Annotated in this window: 21 protein-coding genes and 1 tRNA gene; 6 read left to right on the top strand and 16 right to left on the bottom strand. The window is 63.1% G+C overall.

Translation table 11 applies throughout. The annotated features are described in order from the left end of the window. Window positions 1-2 precede the first annotated feature (2 nt). From KK488_RS11060 to KK488_RS11025, 8 genes are all read right to left on the bottom strand, one after another. Window positions 3-785 carry a nuclear transport factor 2 family protein gene (locus tag KK488_RS11060; RefSeq protein ID WP_214623443.1) on the bottom strand — a complete coding sequence of 261 codons (783 nt, stop codon included), beginning with the start codon at window positions 783-785 and terminating at the stop codon, window positions 3-5. Then, a complete protein-coding gene (locus tag KK488_RS11055) occupies window positions 782-1537 on the bottom strand; it encodes a nuclear transport factor 2 family protein (RefSeq protein ID WP_214623442.1) in 756 nt (251 codons plus the stop codon). Before KK488_RS11055 ends, KK488_RS11060 begins: the two co-directional genes overlap by 4 nt. Next, window positions 1534-2247, bottom strand: coding sequence for a nuclear transport factor 2 family protein (locus tag KK488_RS11050; protein ID WP_214623439.1), 714 nt, complete (start codon window positions 2245-2247; stop codon window positions 1534-1536). The genes KK488_RS11055 and KK488_RS11050 overlap by 4 nt, the downstream gene beginning before the upstream one ends. Continuing rightward, window positions 2244-4034, bottom strand: a complete 1791-nt coding sequence (locus KK488_RS11045; protein WP_214623437.1) for an SMP-30/gluconolactonase/LRE family protein — start codon at window positions 4032-4034, stop codon at window positions 2244-2246. The genes KK488_RS11050 and KK488_RS11045 overlap by 4 nt, the downstream gene beginning before the upstream one ends. Further along, window positions 4031-5044: a DUF8021 domain-containing protein gene (locus KK488_RS11040; RefSeq protein WP_214623434.1), complete on the bottom strand. Its 1014-nt coding sequence runs from the start codon at window positions 5042-5044 to the stop codon at window positions 4031-4033. Before KK488_RS11040 ends, KK488_RS11045 begins: the two co-directional genes overlap by 4 nt. Before the next feature lie 222 nt (window positions 5045-5266). Next, a complete protein-coding gene (kce, locus tag KK488_RS11035; RefSeq protein ID WP_214623432.1) occupies window positions 5267-6202 on the bottom strand; it encodes a 3,5-dioxohexanoate:acetyl-CoA acetone transferase in 936 nt (311 codons plus the stop codon). Between the two features lie 145 nt (window positions 6203-6347). Further along, window positions 6348-7811 carry an NAD-dependent succinate-semialdehyde dehydrogenase gene (locus KK488_RS11030; RefSeq protein ID WP_214623430.1) on the bottom strand — a complete coding sequence of 488 codons (1464 nt, stop codon included), beginning with the start codon at window positions 7809-7811 and terminating at the stop codon, window positions 6348-6350. A gap of 320 nt (window positions 7812-8131) precedes the next feature. After that, a complete protein-coding gene (locus KK488_RS11025) occupies window positions 8132-8536 on the bottom strand; it encodes a GFA family protein (RefSeq protein ID WP_214623427.1) in 405 nt (134 codons plus the stop codon). An 87-nt stretch (window positions 8537-8623) separates the two neighbouring features. Here KK488_RS11025 and KK488_RS11020 point away from each other — a divergent pair, with 87 nt between their 5' ends. Continuing rightward, window positions 8624-9310, top strand: coding sequence for a helix-turn-helix transcriptional regulator (locus KK488_RS11020; protein WP_214623424.1), 687 nt, complete (start codon window positions 8624-8626; stop codon window positions 9308-9310). A gap of 33 nt (window positions 9311-9343) precedes the next feature. On the opposite strand, the gene KK488_RS11015 is transcribed toward KK488_RS11020, so the two are convergent. Both KK488_RS11015 and KK488_RS11010 read right to left on the bottom strand, forming a co-directional pair. After that, window positions 9344-10276 carry a cupin domain-containing protein gene (locus KK488_RS11015; protein ID WP_214623422.1) on the bottom strand — a complete coding sequence of 311 codons (933 nt, stop codon included), beginning with the start codon at window positions 10274-10276 and terminating at the stop codon, window positions 9344-9346. A gap of 120 nt (window positions 10277-10396) precedes the next feature. Continuing rightward, complete coding sequence (locus tag KK488_RS11010) at window positions 10397-11131, bottom strand: SDR family NAD(P)-dependent oxidoreductase (protein WP_214623419.1); 735 nt, start codon at window positions 11129-11131, stop codon at window positions 10397-10399. A gap of 195 nt (window positions 11132-11326) precedes the next feature. On the opposite strand from KK488_RS11010, the gene KK488_RS11005 reads away from it, so the two are divergent. Continuing rightward, entirely contained in the window at window positions 11327-12709 is a 1383-nt protein-coding gene (locus KK488_RS11005) for a tetratricopeptide repeat protein (RefSeq protein ID WP_250890266.1), read from the top strand. Window positions 12710-12739: 30 nt separating this feature from the next. Here KK488_RS11005 and KK488_RS11000 read toward each other — a convergent pair whose 3' ends face one another. Beyond that, entirely contained in the window at window positions 12740-14035 is a 1296-nt protein-coding gene (locus tag KK488_RS11000; protein WP_214623416.1) for an MFS transporter, read from the bottom strand. A gap of 218 nt (window positions 14036-14253) precedes the next feature. Then, window positions 14254-15129, bottom strand: a complete 876-nt coding sequence (locus KK488_RS10995) for an alpha/beta hydrolase (RefSeq protein WP_214623413.1) — start codon at window positions 15127-15129, stop codon at window positions 14254-14256. Window positions 15130-15337: 208 nt separating this feature from the next. Here KK488_RS10995 and KK488_RS10990 point away from each other — a divergent pair. Together KK488_RS10990 and KK488_RS10985 are read left to right on the top strand one after the other, a co-directional pair. Next, a tRNA-Gly gene (locus KK488_RS10990) sits at window positions 15338-15411 on the top strand. Window positions 15412-15550: 139 nt separating this feature from the next. Next, a complete protein-coding gene (locus KK488_RS10985) occupies window positions 15551-17647 on the top strand; it encodes a DUF6538 domain-containing protein (protein ID WP_214623411.1) in 2097 nt (698 codons plus the stop codon). An 18-nt stretch (window positions 17648-17665) separates the two neighbouring features. On the opposite strand, the gene KK488_RS10980 is transcribed toward KK488_RS10985, so the two are convergent. The 4 genes from KK488_RS10980 to KK488_RS10965 all read right to left on the bottom strand — a co-directional run bounded on the left by KK488_RS10980 (window position 17666) and on the right by KK488_RS10965 (window position 22567). Continuing rightward, on the bottom strand, window positions 17666-19087 hold the full coding sequence (locus KK488_RS10980; protein ID WP_214623409.1) for a hypothetical protein: 1422 nt from the start codon (window positions 19085-19087) through the stop codon (window positions 17666-17668). A gap of 128 nt (window positions 19088-19215) precedes the next feature. Then, window positions 19216-20436, bottom strand: coding sequence for a MobA/MobL family protein (locus tag KK488_RS10975; RefSeq protein WP_214623407.1), 1221 nt, complete (start codon window positions 20434-20436; stop codon window positions 19216-19218). Then, entirely contained in the window at window positions 20406-21029 is a 624-nt protein-coding gene (locus tag KK488_RS10970) for a hypothetical protein (protein ID WP_214623405.1), read from the bottom strand. The genes KK488_RS10975 and KK488_RS10970 overlap by 31 nt, the downstream gene beginning before the upstream one ends. A 560-nt stretch (window positions 21030-21589) precedes the next feature. Then, window positions 21590-22567, bottom strand: a complete 978-nt coding sequence (locus tag KK488_RS10965) for a GIY-YIG nuclease family protein (RefSeq protein WP_250890265.1) — start codon at window positions 22565-22567, stop codon at window positions 21590-21592. Between KK488_RS10965 and qatC the strand changes: the two genes are divergently transcribed. Next, window positions 22544-23893 (top strand): Qat anti-phage system QueC-like protein QatC, encoded by a 1350-nt coding sequence (gene qatC / locus KK488_RS10960; protein ID WP_349356875.1) that lies wholly within the window; start codon window positions 22544-22546, stop codon window positions 23891-23893. The genes KK488_RS10965 and qatC overlap by 24 nt on opposite strands. Next, window positions 23890-24639 carry a Qat anti-phage system TatD family nuclease QatD gene (qatD, locus tag KK488_RS10955; RefSeq protein ID WP_214623401.1) on the top strand — a complete coding sequence of 250 codons (750 nt, stop codon included), beginning with the start codon at window positions 23890-23892 and terminating at the stop codon, window positions 24637-24639. Before qatC ends, qatD begins: the two co-directional genes overlap by 4 nt. Window positions 24640-24728 lie beyond the last annotated feature (89 nt).

The raw sequence follows: 24728 nt of genomic DNA, 5'->3' as shown, positions 1-24728 counted from the left end.
CATCATTCCTTGGGAGGTTCGCCGATCGGCTGCGTGCCGTCGACCAGCCGGGCGGTGTGCGCCCATTCATCCTGAATTTTCGATCCCGGAGGGCCGGCATGGGCGCCGATGTCCGACTTGAGGATCGGGAAGGCCTTGCCGGTCACCGGATTGGGATAGTGGAACGGGATGATGTAATAGGCCGGATAGGTCAGATAGACCGTTGAGGGCGGCAGGTCCGGCGCCGGGTCGAACTTGTCGGGCCAGGTATTGTTCATCGCCCATTTCCCCCAGCCCTCCCAGCTGGTGTACATGGTGAAGGGACCCGACAGGCGGCTGATCTTCCAGACGCCATTCTCCTTGCGATATTCATTCTCGTAGAGCGGCAGGCCCCAGCCGCCATTGCTCATCACAAAGGCGCGCGAGCGCACCCAGCCGGTCTTGCCGTCCGCCGAGATGTCGGGGATCGGCTGAAACTGCATGTGGTTGGCAAGCGAGCCAACCTTCGCACCGTCACCATGGAAGGCGACCTGCATATATTCGAGCACGCGCTTCTTGCCGAGGAACAGCCCCTTGCCGCCAATCTCCAGCGTGGCGTCGTCGGTGAACAGGTCCGCGAGCGGGATCCACTGGCTTTTGTCGACGAAATAGCCATAGGTTCGCTGCAACCGCTCGATGGCGTTGAGGTCCTCGAGCCGCGTGATGCGCTTGTCGAGATCGGCGAGCTTGTCCGCCGCGGACTGCGCGAGCACGGGGGTGGCGATGGCCGCGAGCAAGGCAGCCATGAGCGCTTTCTTCATCGTCATTTCTTCATCCCCCTGTCCGGGCGGCCCACGACATCGTCGCCCGCCATGGGAAGATCCTTGAGCGGCTTGCCGGTCACCGGATGATTGTAGCTGTAGGGCGGAATATAGGCCTGCGGGAACGACCGGTACACCTCGGTGGGCGGCAGATCGGGCGGGAACAGCGCGCTCGGCCCGGGCATCGGCAGCGCCTGCTTGGCGAAGCCCAAGTCATAATCGGTCTCGGCCGTCACGTAGAAATGCTGCTTGGAAATCTTCCAGACGCCGGCTTCCTTGACATATTCATTCTCGGAAATGCCGACGCCCCAGATGCCGTTGGTGCCCGGCTCGGCCAGCATGACCATGCCCTGGAAGCGCCCGGTCGCGGTGCGCCCGTCCGGCGCGACCACGATGATCGGCTGCAGCATCATGTGATTGTTGAGATGCCCCTTGGCAAGCCCCTGCGGCCCGAACAGCAGCATCGCCTGGCGGATGCGTGCCGGGCCGATATAGACGCCGCGCTGGCCATATTCGAAGGTGCCCCTGGCGCTGAACAGGTCGGCCGCCTGGTTCCACAGGCCCTTGTCGAAATAATAGCCATAGCTCGCCTGGAGATTCTCCACGGCGTCCTGATCCTCCAGCAACTCGACGCGATGCTTGTAGGCAGCGAGCTTGGCCCTCACGTCGCCGCCCTGCGCCTGGACAGCGACGGGCGAGACGGCGACGGTGGCAAGGCCGAGGAGCAGCGCTCCCCGCATGAATATGCGCGCGCTCATCGGGCTGTCTCCGTCACGTTGCGGCCACTGACCGGATTGGGCCCGTGGAAGGCGGGGATCTGCGTATCCGGGAAGACCTTGTATTTGACGGTCGACGGCCGGTCCGGCGGCATCGCCTTGCTCGTCTCGCTCGGCGCCAGGCCTTCGCCTGGCTTCAGCCGCGCCCAGCCCTTCTCCACCGGTGTGACGAAATTGACGTAGAGATGGACGGACTTGATCTTCCAGACCCCGTCCTCCTTCACATACTCATTCTCGTAGATGCCGTCGCGCCATTCGGCATGCTTGTGATACTGGCCGAGCATGCCCAGATCGCGCCAGCGCGCCTTGGCGCTGCGCCCGTCGGCCGCGACGTCGACGAGCGGCTGCAGCGTCACCCACTCGTTGAGCTGGCCGTAGATCAGGCCGTCCTGGCCGCCATGCAGCTTCTCGAGATAGTCGTGGACGCGCTTCTTGCCGACATAGACGCCGTCAGCGCCGATCTCGATCGTGCCATTGTCGGCGAACAGGTCGGCCGCGTCGTCCCACAGGCCGCGGTCGACATAATAAGCAAAGGCACGCTGCAGCTTCTTGACGGCGCGCGCGCCCTCCAGCTTCTGCACGCGCAGGGTCAGCGCGGCGATCTCCGCATCGACATTGCCCTGCGCCAGCACGGGCGCCGGCATCGCCGCCAGCAATCCCGCACCAGCCAGCGCGATCATGGCTCTTTTCATTGTATCCCTCCCAATGGCACGGCCCGTAGCGCGAACACGCCCGGGTCCTTGCCCTTCATCGCCGGATCGAACAGAAAGCGCCCCTTGCTCTCGACCGCATAGGCGGTGTGGCCGATCGTCGTGACGCCCGGCACCCCGTCCATTCCGTCCTTGAGCACCTTCATCGTGACGACATCGCCCTCGATGGTGAGCAGGCTGATCCGCCCCGCCGGCCCTTCCGCCTGCAGGAAGCGGTTGCCGCCGATTGGCCGCAGACCATCCGGCCCGTTGAGCGGCATCGAGACCTTGAGCGGGGTCAGGCTGGCGAAGCTGCCGTCCGCCTTGCGATTGACCCGCAACATGCTGTTCTGCCGGACATTGTTGACATAGAGCGTGCCGTCGCCGCCAAAGGCGATGCCGTCCACGCCGACCAGCAGCGCCTTGTCTTCGACGAGCAGCGAGACCTCCCTGGCGCCCGGCTTCAGGGTCAGGATGCGACCGTTGGTCGTCTCGGCGACGAAGGCGGTGCCGTCCTTGTCGATCGCGATGTCGTTGCAGGCGCTCGCCGGCGCCGGCATCTCGTAGCGCTGCCTGAAGGCGCCGCTTTTCAGATCGAACGCCGCCAGCGCGGAGACCTCGCCGGTCTTGCCCATCGGGATCGAGCAGGCCCACAGCGTGTTGGATTTCTCATCCGCGAGCACGCCGAGCACCGAGGCCAGCTTGTTGGTTGCATCCGGCCGGATCCACGCGATCGCCGTCCCGCTGCCGGGGACGGCGCGGTAGATATTACCCTTGAAGCTGCCCGAATAGAGATTGCCCGCACTGTCGGACGTCGCGCTCTCCATGAAGACGGCGGTGTCGTCGATCACGACATCCTTGGCCTTGGGCGCGTTGAATGGCGCCGGCATCAGATAGGGCACCTCGTTGGCGATCGTCTCCAGCCGCGCGATCTTGCCGCCCTCGATCTTGAAGACGCTGACGAAGCCCACCGTGCGCGGATAGAGCGCCTCGGCCGGATAGGTCGTGCCGTCCTGCGCGGTGAAGCTGGTCTTGGCGCCGGGCATGTCGCGATAGCCGATCGCCGCGACCAATCCCCTCGCCTCGTCAACGGCCAGCACCTGATGCCGCACCGCTTCCAGCTCGCCATAAAGGCCGCGCTTAAAGGCGCTCTCGCAGCCCGCGTCGCCGCCCGCGACGGCGGGCAGGTTGCCGGTCATGCGCACGCCATTCTCGATGACGGCACAGCCCTTGTCGAAGCCGACCGAGAGCTTGGCGCCATTGGACGCCAGCCCGGCATAATAAGCATCGACCAGGCCGATCATCTGCCCGCGCGGCAGCCGCGCCTTGCCCGGCACCACCGTCGCATATTTCTTGTCCGGCGCATATGTGGCCGGATCGCCGAACGGCGGACGCCCTTCCTTGCGGCGAATGACGGACTGGACCGCGGCGATCTTGCCGTCCTTCACGCGCATATCCATCGCGTAGAAGCCCGGCTGGCCATGATCGTCGATCATGCCGATCCAGGTCACATGCCCCGTCTGCGGATCCGCGACGACGAGCGGCGACTTGGCGCGACCCTTGATCGTCACCCAGCTGCTTTCGCCGATCCGCACCTTGGTGCTGTTCTCGGCATAGCCGACCTTCTCGGCCCAGGGCAGGCCCTGCGGATCGGCCTTGGTCATTGCGTCCATGAAGCGATTGGCGAGGTCGGCCATGCAGGCGGCGTCGCAGCTTTGCGCCCGCGCGGTGGCGGGGACGAGCGCGAGGCTGGTGGCGGCGAGCGCGAAGCGGATCATCTGCCGGCTCATTCGCTTGCCTCCTCGCGGCCGGGGCCCGTCGCCCAGGGATTGTGCATGAAATAGGGGACGTAGGTGAACACCGCCTCGATCCGCTGGATCTCGCCATTTTTCACGCGAAACGCCTCCAGCAGCGAGATGCTGTTGGGCCATTTGAGCGCCGTCTTCATCTCGCGCCCGTTGGTGAGCTTGTAATTGTCGACCTCATTGTCATGATCGAAGAAGCCCGAAGCCATCACCACGCCGCGCTCCTCGTCGACCAGCGGGAAGCGCCGTTCGCGGATGCGCTTGTTGATCCGGTAGATGCCGAGCTTGAACTGCGCCTCGCAGCCAGCCGCGATATTGGAGGCGTTGCCGCCCGGCCCGGAGCGCGGCGCGGTCGTGCTGATGCCGTTCTCCAGCCGCCCGCAATCCTGCGAGAAGGTGGCGAAGGTCATGCCGTCATTGCGCTCGACCGTGTTGAAATAGCTCTGCGCCACCGCGACCAGCCGTGCGCGCGAGCGGCGCTCCTCGGGCGGCAGCACGGCGTTGAACTCGGGATCATGCTCGACCTTGTCCGGGTCGCCGAACGGCGCCGGCAGGCCTGTCTTGCGGTGAACGACGGTCTCGACCTCGTCGATCTTGCCGGCCGTCACATGGATGCGCATCGCATAAATGGCGGGGATGTCATGCTCCCAGATCACGCCGAACCAGCCAGCCTGCCCGGTCAGCGGGTCGGCCAGCTCCAGCCCGGTCGGCGCGACCTTGCTGATCGAGTTCCACAGGCCCTTGCCGATGGGGATGACGACATTATTCTCGGTGAACTGCACATCGTCGGCGAATTTCGCCTTGCCCGCGTCATGCGCCGCCAGCGCCTTCATATAGTCGCGCGCATGATCGATAAGGCAGGCGCGGTCGCAGGTCGGGATATTGACGGCGCTCGCCTCGCCGGGCGCCTGCGCCATGGCGGGGGCTCCCGCCAGGATCGTGGCGCCCAGAGCGGCCGCCAGCCGCCCCCGCCAGCGATGAAGCTCGTGTCGCACTTTGTCCCCTCCGTGACCGCCCTGCCGCCCGTCCGGTCCCTTTCGCCGGGCAGAAGCAGCAGAGTCGAGCATGACCATAGGACCGGCGCTGCGACCTTGTCACGCCGCCCATGTTGATTTCAGCCACTATTTCCAGATCAGTCGGCTCACCAGTCCGGCTGGATCAAGAGAGCCACTTCGCCTCTCTACAAACCGTTCGCCCTGAGCTCTTTGCCTCTTGCCTCAGAAACCGACCTGATCGCCGCCCTTCAGGCCCAGCATCTCGCGCGCCTCGGCGGGGGTCGCGACTTCATAGCCGAGAGTCTCGATCACGATCCGCAGCTTGCGCACCTGCTCGGCATTGCTTGTCGCCAGCTCGCCCCGGCCGATGAACAGGCTGTCCTCCAGGCCCACACGGGCATGGCCGCCATTGATGACGCTGAGCGTCCCGAACGGCATCTGCATACGCCCCGCGGCAAAGGCGGAGAACATATAATCCTCGCCGAACAGCTTGTCCGCGGTCGCGACCATATAGGCCAGATTGCCGGGATCCGCGCCCAGGCCGCCCTGCACGCCAAACACGCCCTGGATGAAGAAAGGCGCCTTCACCAGGCCCTTGTCGACGAAATGAGCGAGATTGTAGAGATGGCCGATATCGTAGCATTCGAACTCAAACTTGGTGCCGAAGGCCTGGCCGACCTCCGTCATGATCCGCTCGATATAGACATTGTCGTTGTACATGATGCGGCCGCGCGAGCTCTCGACATACTCCTTTTCCCAGGGATGCTGCCAGGTCTCCACGCGCTTGCCCGCCGCGCTGAAGTCGAAGATCAGCGGCCCCATGTTGAGCGAGCAGACCTCCGGCTTGAAGGTCTTGGCGCCCTCCAGCCGGTCGTCGAGCGACATCATCGCGCTGCCGCCGGTCGAGATGTTGATCACTGCGTCGGTCGACTGCTTGATGCGCGGCAGGAAGCGCTCGAAGTCCGCCGCCTTGGGGCTCGGACTACCGTCCGCGTCGTTGCGGGCATGCAGGTGGAGCACGGTCGCACCCGCCTCCGCCGCCTCGATTGCGGACTCCGCGATCTGTGCCGCCGTGATCGGCAGATAGGGCGACATCGACGGCGTGTGGATCGACCCCGTCGGCGCGCAGGTCAGGATCACTTTCTTGGCGCGGCGCATAATGTTCCTCTCTTCCAAATTCCTCCCCAGACTTGTCTGGAGAGGGGACCGCCGAAGGCGGTGGAGGGGAAATGGCGCAACGCCGGGTTTCCCCTCCACCATCCTGCGGATGGTCCCTCTCCCCATCTGCGATGGGGAGGATCAGTTATAACCCGGCGTGACAGACATATTTGAGGTTCAGATATTCCTCGAGGCCATGGTGCGACCCTTCCTTGCCGATGCCGGACAGCTTGACCCCGCCGAACGGCGCATAAGGTGTCGAGATAAGGCCGGTATTGACCCCGACCATGCCGCTCTCGATGTCGCGCGTTGCCCGCGTGATCGTCTCCATGCTGGTCGAGCAGACATAGGACGCAAGGCCGAACGGCGTATTGTTGGCGAGGCGGATCGCATCGTCGTAGCTTTCGAACGCAACGAGCCCGGCAAGCGGACCGAATGTCTCCTCGCGCGTCAGCAAGGCGTCCTGCGCGACATTGGTGACGAGCGTCGGCGGCTGCATTCGTCCCTCGCCCCGCGCCCCGACCTTCAGCACCGCACCGCCGGCCAGCGCATCGTCAAGATGCTCGTTGACCTTGTTGACCGCCGCTTCGTCGATCAGCGGACCGATGTCGGTGTCCATCTCCAGCCCATCGCCCAGCTTCATCGCGCCGACGCGCTGCGCAAAGGTGTTCACGAACGTGTCGTAGATGCCCTTCTGGACATAGATGCGGTTGGCCGCGATGCAGCTCTGGCCGCAATTGCGGAACTTGGCGATCATCGCCGCGTCGACCGCCGTGCCGAGATCGGCATCGTCGAAGATCAGCATCGGCGCGTTGCCGCCCAGCTCCATCGACAGGCGCTTCACGGTCGGCGCGGAGGCCGCCATCAGCTGCACGCCGATCTCGGTCGAGCCGGTGAAGCTGATCTTGCGCACGATTGGCGACTTGGTGAACAGATCGCCGATCATGCTCGCCTTGCCGGTGACGACGCTGAACACGCCCGGCGGCACGCCCGCTTCCTCGGCGAGTTGGGCGAGCGCGAGTGCGGCGAGCGGCGTCTGGCTCGCGGGCTTGGCGACCATCGTGCAGCCGGCCGCGAGGGCGGGCGCGAACTTGCGGGTCAGCATCGCCAGCGGAAAGTTCCAGGGCGTGATCGCGACGCTGACGCCGACCGGCTCGCGCTCGGCATAAAGCTTGCGGCCCGGGACCGGCGCCGGGATGATCTCGCCGAGCGAGCGCTGGCCTTCCTCGGCATAGACCTCGACGAAACCCGCGCCATAATCGACCTCGCCATAGGCCTCCTTGAGCGGCTTGCCGTTCTCCAGCGTGATCAGCCGGGCGAAATCGTCGCGATGCTGGTTGATGAGCTCCAGCAGCTTGCGCAAAATCTTGCCGCGCTCGCGCGCCGGGGTGCGTGCCCAGGCCGGGAAAGCCCGCTCCGCCGCGTCGATCGCCGCCTGCACCTGCGCCTGCTCCAGCAGCGGAATGCTGCTGATCACGCCGCCGGTGAAGGGATCGGTCACGTCCACGCTCTGGCCGGTCGTGGCGTCCACCCATTTGCCGTCGATATAGGCCGAGGACCGCAGCAGCGGCTTATAGGTGACGGACGCGTTGCGCTGAGATTGATCCACAAATGGCTCCGATGATGACGTCAGGACAGGCGCCCCGCATCTGGGGAGCGGGGCACCGGGCCACAAGGCCGGATGCGGCCGGTTCTAGCGGCTCGTCCGACCGAGCGACTTGTCCTGTCCGGTAGCCAAGGTTGCGTCATGCGGCAAGTTGTTGAGGGGCCGATGCGGAGCGCCGAGCAGCAGGAAACGATCGGTGGCATTACTCGCCATCATACTCCCTTTCCGTCATTCCCGCGAACGCGGGAATCCAGGGATGCGGCAGGGCAGTCCTCGCCATCCTGGATTCCCGCGTTCGCGGGAATGACGAAAGAGGGGGCCGCTCACAGATAGGCCATCTCCCGGGGCTCGTCCCACCAGGCATTGTTGCGGCCGTCCGAATAGCGCACCGGGACAGCCGCCAGTTCCTCCGGCGTCACCTCGTCCAGGCAGGCGACGGCGATGGACACATAGTCGCCGCCAATCTCCTCGATATGCCCGTCGCCGAACGGCGCGCAGCCGCACCGCGAACAGAAGCGGTGGTGGCCGCTCCGCGTACCGAACTGATAATCGCTGAGCTTGTCCGCGCCGCGCAGCAGGCGGAAGTCCTCCGGTTTCACGATCACGCTCCACGCCCGCCGCTTGGTGCAGATCGAGCAGTTGCACCGCCCCGACCCTTCGGCCAGATCGATCTCGGCCGCGAAGGTGACGTCGCCGCAATGGCAACTGCCGAAATAGGTCTTGAGCATCGTCGAATCTCCCGTCTTGTGTGCGAAAGAGACTACTGCCATGCTGCTGACAGCATGATGTCAGCAGCATGGCAGTAAGGATCTGTAATGCGCAAAGCCGACCGCCTCTTCCAGATCGTCCAGATCCTCCGCCGCAATGGCCGCCCCGTCACTGCCGACGCGATCGCCGAGGAGCTGGAAACGTCCAAACGCTCCATCTATCGCGACATTGCCGCCCTCATGGGCCAGCGCGTGCCGATCCGCGGCGAGGCCGGCGTCGGCTATGTGCTGGAGGGTGGCTTCGATCTGCCGCCGCTCATGCTGACGGCCGACGAGATCGATGCCGTCGCGCTCGGCGCGCATTGGGTGGCGGAGCATGGCGACCCCGGCCTCGCGCGCGCCGCGCTGGACGTGCTCGCCAAGGTCGCGGCGGTGTTGCCGGAGGATTTGCGGCCGTTCCTGATGGACAGTCCCACGCGCGCCGTCCGCAGCTGGAACATGGCGCCGGACGGGCTCGATGTGGTCCAGCTGCGTTCATGGATCCGCAAGGGTCGCAAGATCGCCATCGCCTATAGCGACGAGGCGGATCGCCCGAGCGAGCGGACGATCTGGCCGCTGCTGGTCGGCTATCGGGATGCGACGCGGCTGCTGGTGGCCTGGTGCGAGCTGCGCACGGACTTCCGCACCTTCCGCCTCGATCGCATCCGCCATGCCGAGTTCATGGACGAGGCCATCCCGAAACGCCCGGCCTTATTGCGCGCGCAATATCTCAAGACGCTGAAAGCTTGCGACTGACCATCCGCCGCCTCGTCAGAAGCTAAGCGACGCTCACCCCTCCGGCGGCACCGGATATTCGTCCGCGTTCAGCACCCAGCCCTCCATCTTGGAGAAGTCGTGGCGCGGCGGCGCGAAGATATCGACGAGGCGGTTGTCCTCCGGCGCCGTGCAGGCCGAGGTGTGGATCGATTTGGCCGGGATCACGCCGATCGACGGCGCCGGGCAGACGACATGCTCGTCCTCGCGCCATTCCGACTGCTTGGCGGTCCACGGCCAGCGCAGATGATGCGTATAGGAGCCGCCGAGCGCCAGCGAGCATTGCTCGAAATCGTCATGATGATGCGGCGAGAGTGCCTCGGGATCGCGCGGGCCGACCGGATAGAAGACATTGACCATGAAGGTCGTGCACCGCCACATCCGCCCGAAGCGCCCCTGCACTTCCGGCACGTCGAGGCTGTAGACGCGGATCTTGTAGCCGGCCGGCGGCTCCGGCCACTTCACGAACGGCGGGATGTTGGGGTGCTGCTGCGCATAGACTGCCGCGTTCGAGCAGAGCGCCGCCAGATCCTCATTGTCGCGCGAGAACATGCGCACGATCTCGCCGCCCTTGGGCAGCGTGATGCTGCTGTCGCCCGGCGGCATGATGACGAAGGAGAAGCCGGGAATGCTCTCGTTCTGGCCATTGGCCGAGAGCGTCGCGGGCACGTCCTGCTCCTCGATCAGCAGCACATATTCGTCGACCTGGCCCCTGCGCTCGAAGGTCGCGCCCGGCTTGGCCAGCGTATAGGCGATGATGAAGTTCTGCCCGCGCGCGAGCCAGGTCTTGCCGGTCTCGTCGTCGATCTGCGGCGCGGTCTCGCCGAACAGCGCATAGCTCGATGCGCCGAAGCCCTTGAGCGCGGCGGTACCGCCCGAGACAGCGCTGCCGCTCGCAAGCTTGGAGCGCGGATCGTCGGAGGTGTACATCGTGTTCGCGGTGGCCATCGGGCAGACTCCTGTCTGGGTCGGATGCGGTGATTATGGCGATTGATCTACCGGCAGGCCAGAGCGTCGCTTGATCGAGTCGGCATACCGGTTTGACCGCCGGCCATACTGAAACCGCTCTCAGCGCCCGCCGGAGACCGCCAGATTGGCCCCGGTGACGAAGCTCGCCTCCGCCGAGGCCAGGAACATGACCGCCGCCGCAGCTTCTTCCGGCGTGCCGATGCGACCGACCGGCGAGAGCGCCAGTGCCATTCTCTTCTTCTCCTCGCCCAGCATGCCGGTGTCGATCGGTCCGGGCGAGACGGCGTTGACGCGGATGCCGTCCAGCCCCAGTTCGCGCGACAAGCCCAGCGTCAGGCTGTCGATCCCGCCCTTGGAGGCGGCATACCAGACGCATTCATCAGGCGAGCCATAGACGCTGGCGCGCGAGGACATGAAGATGATCGCGCCACCCGCCCCGCCCTGCCGCGTCGACATGCGCGGGATGGCGGCGCGCGCACAGAGCATCGCACCGACGAGATTGACGCCGACCACCTTGCTCAAGGTCGCCGGATCCGCAGCCTCGAGTCGGGAGGCCGGGCCGGTGATGCCGCCATTATAGACCATGACCGCGAGCGTGCCGGCCGCATCCACCGCAGCGAACAGCGTCTCGACGTCGGCCGGCTCGCCGGTGTCGGCGCGGATTGCCTGCGCCTGCCCACCCTCGGCCCTGATCCGCGCCGCGACCTGCTCCGCTTCGTCGGGGTTGCTCACATAGGTCAGCACCACGGTATATCCCGCCTCGCCCGCGGCTTTGCCGATCGCCGCACCGATTCCGCGGCTGCCGCCCGTGACCAGAAACACCGGTGCGCTCATATCCCTGCCCTCGCTCTTCAGACCTCGCGTCTCCCTAGCCTAGGCCGCCGGAGCGACTTGATCGAGATGGCACCGATCGTTGCGGCACCGACGGCTGCGCATCCGTGAAGGGGAATAATAACGGCAGCGATGACAGATCCTTAACCATCTCCGTCAATAAACTCGCCGCACACCCTATGTGTCGCAAGGATGACCATGAGCATTGATAAGCAGATCGCCGTCGCCAGAACGCTGTTGCATGAAGCCTTGGAACTCCAGATTGCGGGAAACTTGCTCGCCGCCGAACAGCGCTTCCGGATGGTGATCGAACATGGTTATCGAGTCGCTGACGTCCTTCCCATTCTTGCCGGCATGCTCGCCCAGCGCGGCGCGCTCGACGAGGCGATCGAGCAGTGGGACGCCTTGCTCGCGCTCGAGCCCAATCGGCCGGTCGCCTTCCACGAAAAGGCCCTGATCCTCGACCGGCTCGGCCGGCGTGACGAGGCCATTGCCTGCCTCGAAATCTCCTGCCGGCTCAATGCCGCCGATGCGGTCGCCGCCAACAATCTGGCGGTCATGCTCTCCAATGCCGGCCGCAAGCGCGAGGCGTTGGCCTATTTCCAGCGCGCGCTCGCCCTGCAGCCCGGCAATGTCCACGTGCAGCACCAGATCCGCCGCCTCAGCGCCGATCAGGTGCCCTTCTGGCACATCCCGATGCTCAACGACGTGCGGCGCAACCGTGCCTTCGAGGCGGCGATCATCGCGGCCCTGGACAAGGTTGGCCCCCATGCCCGCGTGCTCGACATCGGCGCCGGCAGCGGCCTGCTCTCGATGATGGCCGCGCGCGCCGGCGCACAGTCCGTCGTCGCGTGCGAGGCGGTGCCGATCATCGCCGACATGGCGCAGCAGATCGTCGCCGAGAATGGCTATGCCGACCGCGTCACGATCCATGACAAGCTCTCGACGCAGCTCTCGGTCGGCGCCGAGCTCGAAGAGCCGGCCGATATCCTCGTCTCCGAGATCCTGTCGAGCGATCTCCTCACCGAGAACGTGCTCGAAACCTTCGAGGACGCGCACGCCCGCCTGCTCAAGCCGGACGCGATCGTCATCCCGCGCGCCGCGAGCGCGGTCGGCTGTCTGGTCGAAAGCAATGTGCTCAACGACTATGTCTATGTCGATCAGGTCTCGGGCTTCGACCTATCGCGCTTCGGCGCCTTCGCCGCGCAGAAGCTGCCGATCCACGGCACGATGACCGACTGGCGCCGCCTGTCGAGCGACGTCGAGCTGCTGCGCATCGACCTCACCGCCAGAGAGCATCCGAGCGGCCTGTCGGTCGTCAGCGTCCCGGTGCTGGCAGATGGCGTCGCGACCGGTGTGGTCCAGTGGATGCATGTCGACCTCGCCGATGGCGTCACGTTCGACAATCATCCGGATGGCTATACCGACGGCGGCTGGCTGCAGATCCTGCATAACTTCCCAAAGCCGATCCAGGTCCGCGCGGGGCAGACGCTTGATCTCGCCGTGGGGCATGACCGCATCACCCTGATCCTGCAGCCGCTGGAGATCGCCTCCAGCGCTGCGCTCGCACAGGTTGCCTGACGGGCATCGCCCCCATCTTCCGCTGCGGGATCAGACCTGCGGCGGCACGCCCTCGGCCCCGTCGTGCAGGGTCAGGTCATCGATCCCGATCAGCGCCCGCCCGGCCGTCTCGGGCAGGAAGAAGGTCGACAGGATCGCGCAGCAGGCCGCGCTGATCGCGAAGGTGGCCATCGCGGTGCTGAGCGTCACGCCCGTTGCCGCGACCATCGCGACGCCGGTGAAGAAGATCGCGCTGCCGCCGCGCCCGAAATTATAGGCGAAGGCCTGCCCCGTGCCGCGCAGCTCGGTCGGGAACAGCTCCGTGAAATAGGGCCCGAACGAGGCGTAGGAGCCGAACTGGAAGAAGCCATAGACGAAGCCCACCGCCATCAGCACCGGCACCGACGAGCCGAGCGGCGCGAACAGATAGACCGACGCCGCGATGATGAAGCCGACGCTGAACAGCCGGAACACCATCCGCCGTCCCAGATTGTCGCTGGCATAGGCATTGGTCAGGAAGCCGAAGAAGCCACCCGCGCTGTTGAACAGGATGCAGAAGCCCGCCGTCGCGATCGGCAAGCCGCGCTCATTGTGCAGGAAGGGTGTCAGGAAGTTGCTGATCGAATAGGCCGCGCCCTGCACGCCGAGCGAGAGCAGGCCCGCGAAGATGGTAATGCGCAGGATGTTGGGCTTGAACACGTCGGCCAGGCTGGTCTTGCGGCCCAGTTCCCGGTTGCGCTGCTGCGCCTGCTTGAAGAGGTCGCTGTCGTCGGACTCGCGCCGAACGAAGAAGATCAGCAGCGCCGGCGCGATGCCGATCCAGAACACGATACGCCAGCCCAGATCGGGATCGAACATCGCCGCGAACGGCCCGGCCAGCAGCGCGGCAAGGCCCGATCCGATCGCCGCGCCGCTCTGCACCGTGCCGAGCGCCTTGCCGCGATGCTTCGGGTTGATCATCTCGCCGAGCAGCACCGCGCCCACCGCCCATTCCGCGCCGAAGCCGATGCCCTGCAGCACGCGGATGATCAACATCTGCTCATAGCTGTGCGCAAAGCCCGACGCGAACGAGAAGAAGGAGAACCAGGCGATGGTGAGCTGCAGGATGCGCGCGCGGCCGAACCGGTCGCACAGCCAGCCGCCCAGCCAGCCGCCCACCGCCGCCGAGAAGAAGTTCGCGCTCGCGATGCTGCTCGCCTGGGTCAGCGTCATGCCGAGGCCAGCCATGAGCAAGGGCGTCAGGAAGGAATAGACCACGCTGTCGGCCGAATCGAGCGCCCAGCCCGCGCTGCACGTCCAGAACACGCGCCGCGTCTTCCGGTCGGCTTCCTTGTACCAGGTCATCATGAGTGTGGGCGTCCCTCTCCGCTTTGCGGCCTGACTAGCATGACGCCGCGCCACGCGGCCAGACCACGAGCCCCGACCCTGCCCATCATGATCGCGCGCCCGCTTGCTCAAACCGGCATGAGAAATTGCTCAACGCTCGCACATAGATCTGTTCGAGGCTGTCCCGGCGCGCCCGCTTTGGAAGCAGCACCCCTCGTCATTCCCGGATAGTGGTCAATCTATCCCCCGACATGCCCCCGCACGAAGTCGCTCACCAGCGGCCCCAACGCATCATAGGGCGTGCCGACCGCCATCACCGGGGAGAGATGATTATGCCCCGGCAGCCAGTGAATGCGCGGAATGTCGCCCCGCGCCTTGCCATAGGCGCCGACGAGCGTCGCCGCCTGGCGCCGATAGTCGATGCCGTCATATTCACACACCACGAAGCAGAGCGGCACATTGGTGACGACGAGGCCCGGCACCATCGAGAAGCTCGGGTAGCGATCCAGATCGGTGCCGTAATAGGCCAGATGATAGGCATTGGGCGATGCGGTCGCCGGATCATAATTGCCCGAGAGCAGCACCGCGCCCGCCACGCCGACACCCCCCGCCGGCTGCACCTGCGGCAGCGCGAGATAGGTCGCGACATGCGAGGCGCCCGCCGCCTGCCCCATCAGGAAGATCTGCCGGGGATTGCCGCCATGATCCGCGACATGTTCGCGCAGCCACGCGACGGCCAGGGCCACGTCCTGCGCCCCCGCCGGCCACATATGGTCGGGCGCGAGCCGATAGTTGATGGTGACGCCGATCCAGCCCTGCTCTGCCGCCCAGCAGCCGATATTGTCGTAGAAGGGCATTTTGGGCAGCCGTTTGTCGCCCCTCACGAACCCGCCGCCATGGACGAAGACCAGCACTGGCGCATTCTCCGCGCCCGCAGGCTTGAACAGATCAAGGCAATGGCGCGCATCCGGTCCGTAAGCCAGATCGCGCGTCACGACCGGCGCTTCGGCGGGGAGCGTGACATTGGCGGCGAGATGCTTCTGCGTGCGCTCGATCAGCCCATGGGACAATTCGCAGCCCAGGGATTTTAATAGCTCGCGTGTCCGTGTCTGCATCAATGCCCCCTCAAGCATAGCATCACCCGATGCAGTTGCTTCCCGCGTGCTTGTTGCTTTGTCAGGAAGAGCGGTCCCACCGCCCCGATCGGTTGCCCGCACCATGCAGATTTCTGCGGAACCCGGCAAGCGACGCAGTCACGGGACAGAGTAAAATGTTTGACCGGCCGCGCCCCGCTGTGGCAAGCGCCCCGAAGCGCTGAACGGCGCGGGTGTAGCTCAATGGTAGAGCAGAAGCTTCCCAAGCTTACGACGAGGGTTCGATTCCCTTCACCCGCTCCACTACCCATCTGAAACCGCACAAAACCGCCAGAAAGAGGCGGAAATGCGCGATTTTTCTCCCACAGCGTCACACATAGAATCCCACACGGATTCTTTTATCACCGCTGCCAGCCGCTGTCCGGTCCGGGGGCGTTGAGCAGTGGCCAGACAGACCTATTTGCTCAGAAAGTCCGGGCGCTATCACTTCCGGCGCAGATTCTCACCGGATTGCGCGACATCCAAACCTATAAGCATTGCATTGGGAACATCGGACCCAGCCGAAGCGCGCCGCGTCGCGAACCGGCTGGCCGTCAAATGGGATGCGATGATGGAACATCAGGGCAGGATCGAGCCAGGCACATTGAGCGCCGAGCAACAGCGCATGCTGTTCCGACGCGGGCTCGAGGAGGAACTGGTTCACGCCACGCGCCACGTGACTGCCTTCAATCGCCCTAACATCGATGAGGAAAGCTATGCGAAGGTAGCAGCCACCGCGCTCGCGATCGTCGGCTCAGTTCCTCATGACGCCGCGGCCATCACAGTCGAGATGGCGGAGGCGAAAATAGATGCGACGTGGACCGACGCAGAGCGCAAGCTGTTGGGCCGGATTCTTTCCTTCGGCCCCTACACCCCCAACTATGTCAGCCGTAGCTGGACCATGGAAATGCTCAGGGCAATCGGCGCCCCAGTAAATGAAGGCACGCTGACAGAAGGGCGAGAAACCATTTTCAGAGGGATGATCGAAGCCCAGAAGCGCTCGGCTCTGGCGGATCATCCGATTTTTGCGGGCTGCGATGTCCCTGCGCTTCATCTCATGGATGATATGCTCGTAGGGCAAGCCCGCGCCATGCCGATGGACATTTCAGCCGGCTCAACGGGGCCGATAGCAAACCCATCCGTCAATGCGGCTCAGAGCAACGACGAGAGCTACTATGTAAAGCAGACCGAGATCCGGTTCAGCGAACAAATTGACAGCCTCCTGGCTGCGGTAACTTTGCGACGAGGCTATAAGCCGGACAATGGCCAACGGCTGGCTATTCTCCAGCGGTTCGCATGGATCACGGGCGACAAGGTCATGAGCGATTATGGGCCGTCCGACCGCATCGATTATGTGAACGCAATGATGGCGATCCCCAATACAGTCCGTCGCTTCGGCGTGCTTGGAAAGGAGGGTTTGATGAAATTGCCTTTCGATCCCACCGTTCTACCGCTAAAAACGCCCGAGACAGAACGCAGCCTGCGAACGCTGAACAGGGACCTCACCATCCTGGCTGCTGCGGAGGAGATCCTCCATGAGACACATTGGCGACCGAAGTATAACGGAAGCAGGGTGGTCAACTTCCTGGCATCCTGGGCGAAAGTCGAGGAAGATGATCCTATGGATCCCAAGCGGATGCCGTGGACACCGGAACACCTTGGCGCCATGTATTCTCTCGCCGCCTGGACAGGGGGCGGTGGCAGCGGCGAGCGCCTGAAACCGAGCGAGAAGCCGAGAATTTATCAGGATGCAGCCTACTGGCTGCCGCTGTTCGGCACTTACATGGGCGTCGCGCGTGAAGAGGGCGCAGGGTTCGAGGTGGCCGACTTCAACTTCGAATGCGACGTGCCATTCGTGCTCGTTCAGGCCAACATGACGCGCAGCAAGGACGGAAAAACCAAAGGCGGCTTGAAGCGTAAGGCGCGCCGCCGGGTCATGCCATTGCATCCGGAGCTGCTACGTCTGGGCCTGAAACGCTATGTCGAGGCGATCGCGGAGGAAGGGCACACCATGATATTCCCCGAACTTTACCTCGCCGAGGCCAAGTTTGCGTCGAGCAAGGAGAGCGCAGAACCGAGGCTGGGCCGAGAGGCGTTCGGCGGACGCCGCTTCTACGCGATCTCGTGGGTGTTTATCATGGATGCAACTCATGCACTCATGCCGCTGCCGGCAACAAGCGACGGCAAGAAAGCCGACTTTCATTCGCAGCGCACCTACAACAATTCTGTTCTGGCGTCCCCGGAAGTCAGCGACAGCATCATCGCCAAGCATATGGGCCACGCGCAAAAAGGGACGGGCTCCCGCCGCTATCTCCGCCGTGCGCTGGCGCTTGGAGAGCTCAGGGAGTTGCAGGAACGGCTGCAGCTCATGAATGACCATATGCCGATCGTCACTGCAGGCGTCCCCTTCGCCAAGGAATTGAACCTGCTTCCCCTCAACCAGAGGTCGCGGGTCGGATCAGCACCGGGCCGCAACGCCAAACACCGTTTTTGCGCGTGATCGGCGACGAATGCGCGATCATCGCTGCCGCTGGGCCGCCGCTATGGCGGCAGCCTTAGCCGCTTCACCCGTCAAGATATTGCCTCCCCGGTTTGACAGCTCAGTCGACTTTGCAACTTCGTGTCCCTGCCGACCCTCGTCAGAATCCGGCCTGCTTTCACGCGAGTCCGTCTGATCAATTTCCTCTTGATGATAGGCGCGAGCAAACGCCGCCTCCAGCTTTTCGCGGAAAAGCTCAGCTTCCTGATGGAAGGCCCACAGTTCGCGCAAAGCCTTTGGTGCTGTCTCATTCAAGGAAAAACGCTCACTGATCGTGAAGTCATTCGGCGAGATGCGGAGATGCCGTTCTATCTCCCGCACAGCCTCACCGATGTGCACCTCGGCCTCAGCGCTGATAAGAAGGTCAGCCTGAACAGCTGCCAGCCTGTCATCTGGAACCCCCGCCTTTCTGAGGCAGTGCAGCGAGACAGCGCCATCCGTATCGCGAGTAAGCTCAAAGTCTCTTGCTCTCGCCTGACGGCGGAACACCCGTATATCGAAGGGCTCCGAATTTGCCGGAGTTGCTGCGACGACGGTCGCTACATCCTTGCCCGATGACGGTGGAGAGACATGACCGCTGTCATCCTTCGCCGCACTGGATGCGATCGGTTCCGCCTCACGCATGGTCTGCCAATGGCTTGGCTCACTGATGACGAGCAGAGGCAGCTCTTGCTTATCTGGGCGGACTGGATCTGGATCTCTCGCGGGGAGAACTGCTTCCTGATGGGCGTCGCGCTGCTCCAGTATATTGAGGAGCAGCGGATTGGCGTAATAGCGCTTTAGCGCCTCGGATAATTCTGGCGTCAATCCCCGAACGTCATATCTGCGCGCGCCACGCCCCTCCGGCAGAAGCTCCACATTTTGCGGATGATGCTCGATATAATCCGCAAGCGCGCCGATCTCATCGGACTGCAGGATGTGCAGAATTTGGAGCCGACGCTGCACATCGCGCGACGTGTCATTGCCCGTGGCGTCGCCGATGACATGATAATATGCCCCCTTGGCGGTCACGGTTACGCCGATCAACGGGCGCTCCTCCTCTACCTTTTCGATCCAGTCGACCTTCGAAACGACCGGCCGCGTCGCGGAGGCGATAAGAACTGGCCGATCTACTGGCGGCGATGACGCGACTGTTGGAGGTTGAACCACCAATTGTGGAGTTTCAACTTCGGCTTCCGGCGACATATGGATTTCCGGCTCCCGATCGAGCGCTCTGGCCATCGCCTCAGCTTGCGATGGGCTGGGCGACATCACGACATGGCGGTCGCTCAGGCCGTTGACGTCCATTTCAACCGACTTGCGAAGATCGGACGCTGCCGTTCTCGCTTCTCTAATGGCATCCCTTTCGTCGGCAAACACTATGTCCAGCCATTCCAAATAGTCCGATGCCGCGAAGACCAATCTTTCTCGACGCTCCTTTTCCCGTTTTGAAAGAAGAGATTCATCATACTGCGCGGCGTTGACGAGTTTACTATTAATCCGGTCGGTGTTTTCGGCGCGCGAGCGCGAACGGCGAAGTTCATGATCGATCAGATCAGCTGATATTCGAGCTCGATAGCAAGGCGCAGATTTGCGGCGACCTTCAACAGAGCGGCATTATAATGCGCAGCGCGAAAGCGACCCCGACATTCTCTCACCCGAACAGCGGCTTCGGCACGAGCGGCGGCTCGGCGCTTATCTATCTCGCGTCGGAAATAGCGATTCTGCTTCTCCTCATTGCGGATCCCAGCGGATGTCGAGATGCCTCGCCCTTCCAGTCCGGCATTCGTCGTGCCCAGATGCTCCTGGGGCTCAACGTCAATTTTCATATCCTCATATGTGCCCGGATCGATCCGTCGCGCTATTCCTGCCTTGGCGAGCGCTTGGTTGGTCACCCGCGCGAGTGAACGCCGGAGCGTGATCACATAATCATCATGGATTACGGCGCGATCCTTCGCGCGGCGTAGAGGGTAATTCCAACGATCCTTCCGGTTCGGAACCGGCACCCGCACCGAGAAATCCCAATCCCCTTCTTTATAGTCGCCAACGTCGACGCCTGCACGGCGCAGCGTTTCAATCTCTGCCGCCCTTACCCGGCGACACGGCCGGTCGTAGAAAATCAGATGAAAATGCCAGTTAGCGTCATGATTGTGGGCGTCCGGCGCATGAACCACCGCAACGAAGGGCAGTTTCCGCTTTTCAAATTCGCGGCAGAGTTCGCGGAGCACCATAGTGCATTGTTGCGCATCAAGTTCTGCGGGCAACTCGCCAACGACTCGATATTGAGTGCGTCCATCACGCCCATCGTGAAATGTAGCTTGGGGTTGAGGGCGAGCAGCCCAATCTGCCTTGCTCATTCCCTTTGGCTTCTTCTCTTTCTCATTCCAGCCAGGCCGCTTCTTCAGATAAGCACGGATTGCCTTGCAGTTGTCCACGTCGAAGGTGATCGACGTGTCATGATCGCCGTCGCGATAAAATTGCCTCAGGACTGGCGGACAATCCTCAACTGCAACAATCGCTCGCCAGAATTCTGGATCATCGGCGAAACGCACCGTCATGCGCTCCCGCTTTGCGGATCGCTCATGCTCCTCCACCAAGCGCCAGAATTCTTCTCTTTTTTCCGGATCGCGATCGATGTTGGTGATAAGGGCCTTGGTCCCATCCGGCTGAATGGCGACCGCTGCAGCACGATCGATATAGCGATCCTGCTCAATCGCAGCCGATGGCGCATTAATGATATTTACCGCAGTTGGCTGCAGATACGATGCCACGCGTCGCAGTTCTTCACCGTCCGGCCAAAGGGCGCTATATCTCCGCCCATAGGAAGGCACTTGCCCTTGAGTTCGGTCTCGTCCGGACGATCTGTCTCGATCTCCAGCCAGTTGCAACCCGGGCAGGATCGGCACGCCAACCGGCCGTCGGTGGCTTCCCGTCCCTTTCCCTCCTCGATCACCTTCAGGATCGGGCTGAAGAAAGGATCGCTCGACGAGAGCTGTTGCGATGTCGGAATGGCCCCCGATGACGGATTGGACATCAGTCTGTTTCTCCTGTGCGCTTGACGATGGTAAGGGGGCAGCAATCGCAACGGCGACAGCAGCGTGCTGGGAAATCGGATCATCTCCGAGAGCGACGTTGGTGGATGCGACAGCATCCTCACGCTCAATGTATCGGCCGTGGACATGCGGAGGCGCTTTTCGCTTGTCAGTCTTGGCTGATTTTCCGCGTTGCGGCCGGTGCGTCGGCGCCGCGCTTTTGTTGACCCGGTCAAACCGGAAATGGAACGAGGTGCGGCCATCCGGTGTAATGTGGCGATGCGGCCGGACTGCAGGGCGATGGAACTGAGGCGCGTTGCGATCTTGCGCACATACAATTTGGCTTCGCACGAGCAGACGCATGGCGTGCGTTGTAGGCCGATGGTCGACGACAACGTCGTCAACCAAGCCATCTTGGATCAGACTGAGTTTATAGAGGGCTCGCTCGTGACGCGCCTCTATCTGCTTCAGCAATTGATCGAGAGCATCTCGCACCGAACGTCCTCCGGACGCGCGGATGCGCATCCGGATAGCTTTTGGGAGCGTCGAAGGAAATCGACAAGCAGATCGCAAATTTTTTCAAAATTAGTTTGAGCAAAGTGAAGATCACTATGCTGCAGAAGATCGTAAACCCTCATTCGAATGAGAATTCGCCGCGCGGACAAAGGTGGCCTCGCCAACTTTGTGGTAGTGCGCCTTATTCTGCCTGCCCATTCAGTAGCGATGAATTATGGTTCTGGCAGACATTTGCGATTTTCCGGATAAATCTATTTTATGTCGGGATGAAAGCGATTTACGCTGACAACGCGCGCCCATTCCGTTCTTCCGGATAAATGGGTTTTATGCCGGATGAACAGCCGTAAGACAGGCGCTTTGCTAGCTGACGACCACGTCAGCTATGCGTTAATGACGCCGTGGTGGGGTCATAACGCATGCCGACGATGGACCCATCGCCAATGCGCTCAACAATCTCGTCGATGATGGGCAGTGGCACCATAAACCATTCGCGCGGCCGCACCGGGGTGCCGAAGCGATCGGGGATCGCGGTGTCGAAGCGGACGGCACTGAGCACGCTATGGATCAGCCGCTCCAGTTTGGGCCGGTTAACGTCGAACAACTTGTAGGTCGCTGCCACCTCGACGTCGGCGAGGAGATAGGTCGGATCATTGGCGGCACCGGCGATCCGCGCTTCGACAGTGCCGCCGGTGATCCCGATCTTGTGAATCAGGTCGCGATTGGCCGCGATGTTTGGGTGCGTAGAGCGGCTGCGCAGGACATACAGCAGGCCCGTCGGCAAGTGTTCCGGCTCATCCATCTTGGGATCTGTTGCCACCGCCTCGAACAGCGGTCCGGCTGTCGGCTCACTGATGCGGCGTCCACCTTCATCCTTGTAGAGGGCACGCTGGAGCGACCGCAAGAGCAGATCGCTCTCAGTGCCGTTGGAATAAATGACACGAAGGCGCGCGTCAGCCTCGCCATTCGGTGCTTTCATGGGATCGCCGACTTCGGCGACATAGGCAATCTGGCCGCTGACGATGAAGAATTCACCGGCCAGGATGGCGGCCTTGGAAAAGCCGGCATCCTTCACGAACGGAATGGTCGTTCGCACCCCCGCTTCAAGATCGGCCTGGACTTGGTCGAATAGCGGCTTGAACGTCGCGAAATCCTCACACCGCTTGGCGGTGGCTATGTCTTCTGCGGCCTGCCGCTCGACGTTCGAGCGGACATTACGCAGCTGGGTGATGTCGGTGAAGGCAGGTTCATCCATGCCCAATTCAGCAAGCAGGGCATCGTCGTCCAGTGCATCGACAGCCGGCGCACTGGCGGCGTCAGCGCCCAGCCAGCCATGCACATCCATATCGGCGAGCAAGTCGCGGCAGTCCGCGTTCGATGTCTTCGAGGAGGACGGTGGACTGTGACGAGGATCGCTTGCCTTCCCCAAGACCTGCCGGACGTTCCGGGCACCGACACCAGGTTCGACATCTACGCCAACTCTCGGATCAGAGGGCGCGGTCGCGTAGGAGACCTCGTCCCGCGTCGCTTGCGGAAGCTCGGCCTCTCCCCGTCCGGGCAGGCATGGGACTTCGCCTCGTTGGCTATGGCCGTCGTCGCGGCCGACGAGGCGGTTTCGCGCGAGCGCAGTCCCGATGGCTGGACGCGTCAGATCGAGCTGACGGTGGCCGTCGCAGCGCCCGACTTCTGGAACACGCAGGCCACCCGCCTGACGCAGGCACTGCGCTTCCTGTCCGGAGACATCTGGGAGATTCGCTTCATCGGTGGCGGTGGTGCACCTTCTCCGCGAACCGGTGCCAGTCCACGCGCCGAGGACATGGTCTGCCTCCTCTCTGGCGGCATGGACAGCCTAATAGGTGCGATCGACGTGGTTGGCGAGGGTCTGAACCCTTTGCTGGTTAGCCAGATGGCGAAGGGCGACACGCAGGACCAAAAACTGTTCGCCTCGAGCATAGCACCTGGCAGCCGTCACCTGCAGCTCAATCATCATGCCCGACCTCCCCACGCATCCGAACGATCGCAGCGGGCCAGATCAATCGCCTTCCTCGGCTTCGGCGTCCTCGCCGCCAGCTGTCTCCAGCGGCACGCGGACGGCGCCCTCGTTGAACTGCGCGTTCCAGAAAACGGTTTCATCAGTCAGAACGTGCCGCTGACCCCGCTACGCACAGGATCCCTCAGCACCCGCACGACGCATCCGTTCTTCCTGCGCCTAATCCAGGAGGCGCTTGACGATGCAGGACTGCGGGTCCGTATTAACAACCCCTACGAGCATAAGACCAAGGGTGAGATGTTACGGGGATGCACCGATCCCGCCCTGCTGGCAAAGCTTGTCGACCGCTCGACAAGCTGCGGGCGATACTCCCGCACTGGCTTTCAGCACTGCGGGCGCTGCGTGCCATGCCAGGTCCGGCGCGGTGCCTATCTCGCCTGGGGTCGTCCGGACACCACGCACGGTGGTTACAAATACGGACCGCTGGGCCAAGACGATGTGCGCCACGCACGTTTTGACGACGTGCGCTCCGTGGCGATTGCGATCGAGACCGTCCGCCTCCGGGGACTTGACGCGTTAATCGGCGGATCCATGAATCGGCAGCTGCTCGGTAATCCCGGCCCCTATCGGCAGGTCGTGCAGAATGGCATTGCGGAACTTGCCGCCCTGCATGCAAAGCTGAGGATCCCTTGATCGACTTTCACTGCCACATCGACCTGTATCCCGACCCGACCAAGATTCTAGAGGAGGTCGATTCGCACAAGACTTATGTGCTGGCGGTGACGACGACGCCCAAGGCGTGGCGCGGGACGAGGAAACTGGTCGGAGACCGAAAGCGGGTGCGGGTGGCGCTCGGTTTGCATCCCGAGGTGGTGGCGCAGCGCCATGCCGAGGTCGCGCTTCTTTGCGGGCTTCTGCCCGAGGCGCGATACGTCGGTGAGATAGGCCTCGACGGCAGTCCCGCGCATCGAGATGCGCTGAGCATCCAGCGTGAGGTGTTCAACAGGATCCTAGGGGCCTGTTCGGTCCATGGCGGTCGGATTATGACCATTCACTCGCGGGGCGCGGCGTCTCTTGTCCTGGACGCGCTGGAGAGCCATCCACACGCTGGCGTGCCCATTCTGCATTGGTTCAGCGGCAGCGCCCGTGAGTTGGAACGAGCCAAAAATTTGGGATGCTGGTTCTCTGTTGGGCCAGCGATGCTCAGATCGCAAAGAGGGCGTGAGCTCACTTCCATGATGCCCTTCGACCGCCTGCTTACGGAAACCGATGCTCCGTTTGCGCGGGATGGCGACCAGCCACTTATGCCATGGCAAGCCTATGATTGCCTTCCCGAACTAAGCAAACTGAGCAGTCTAGACATCAAAACGCTCGCCCGGCAGATCAAAGAAAATCTAAGGATGCTGCCGACTGCCCTCCAGGCTAGAGTGGCCATATGAGGATCGTCTTGACCTTCTCACACAGCAGGATACAACCCGTCTCACACAACGTAGAAACCACGGTTTTCTGCCGTTTCTAGAATAGGCAG

The organism is Sphingobium nicotianae, assembly GCF_018603885.1.
Classification (GTDB): Bacteria; Pseudomonadota; Alphaproteobacteria; order Sphingomonadales; family Sphingomonadaceae; genus Sphingobium; species Sphingobium nicotianae.
This window is presented reverse-complemented; position numbering and strand designations above follow the sequence as displayed.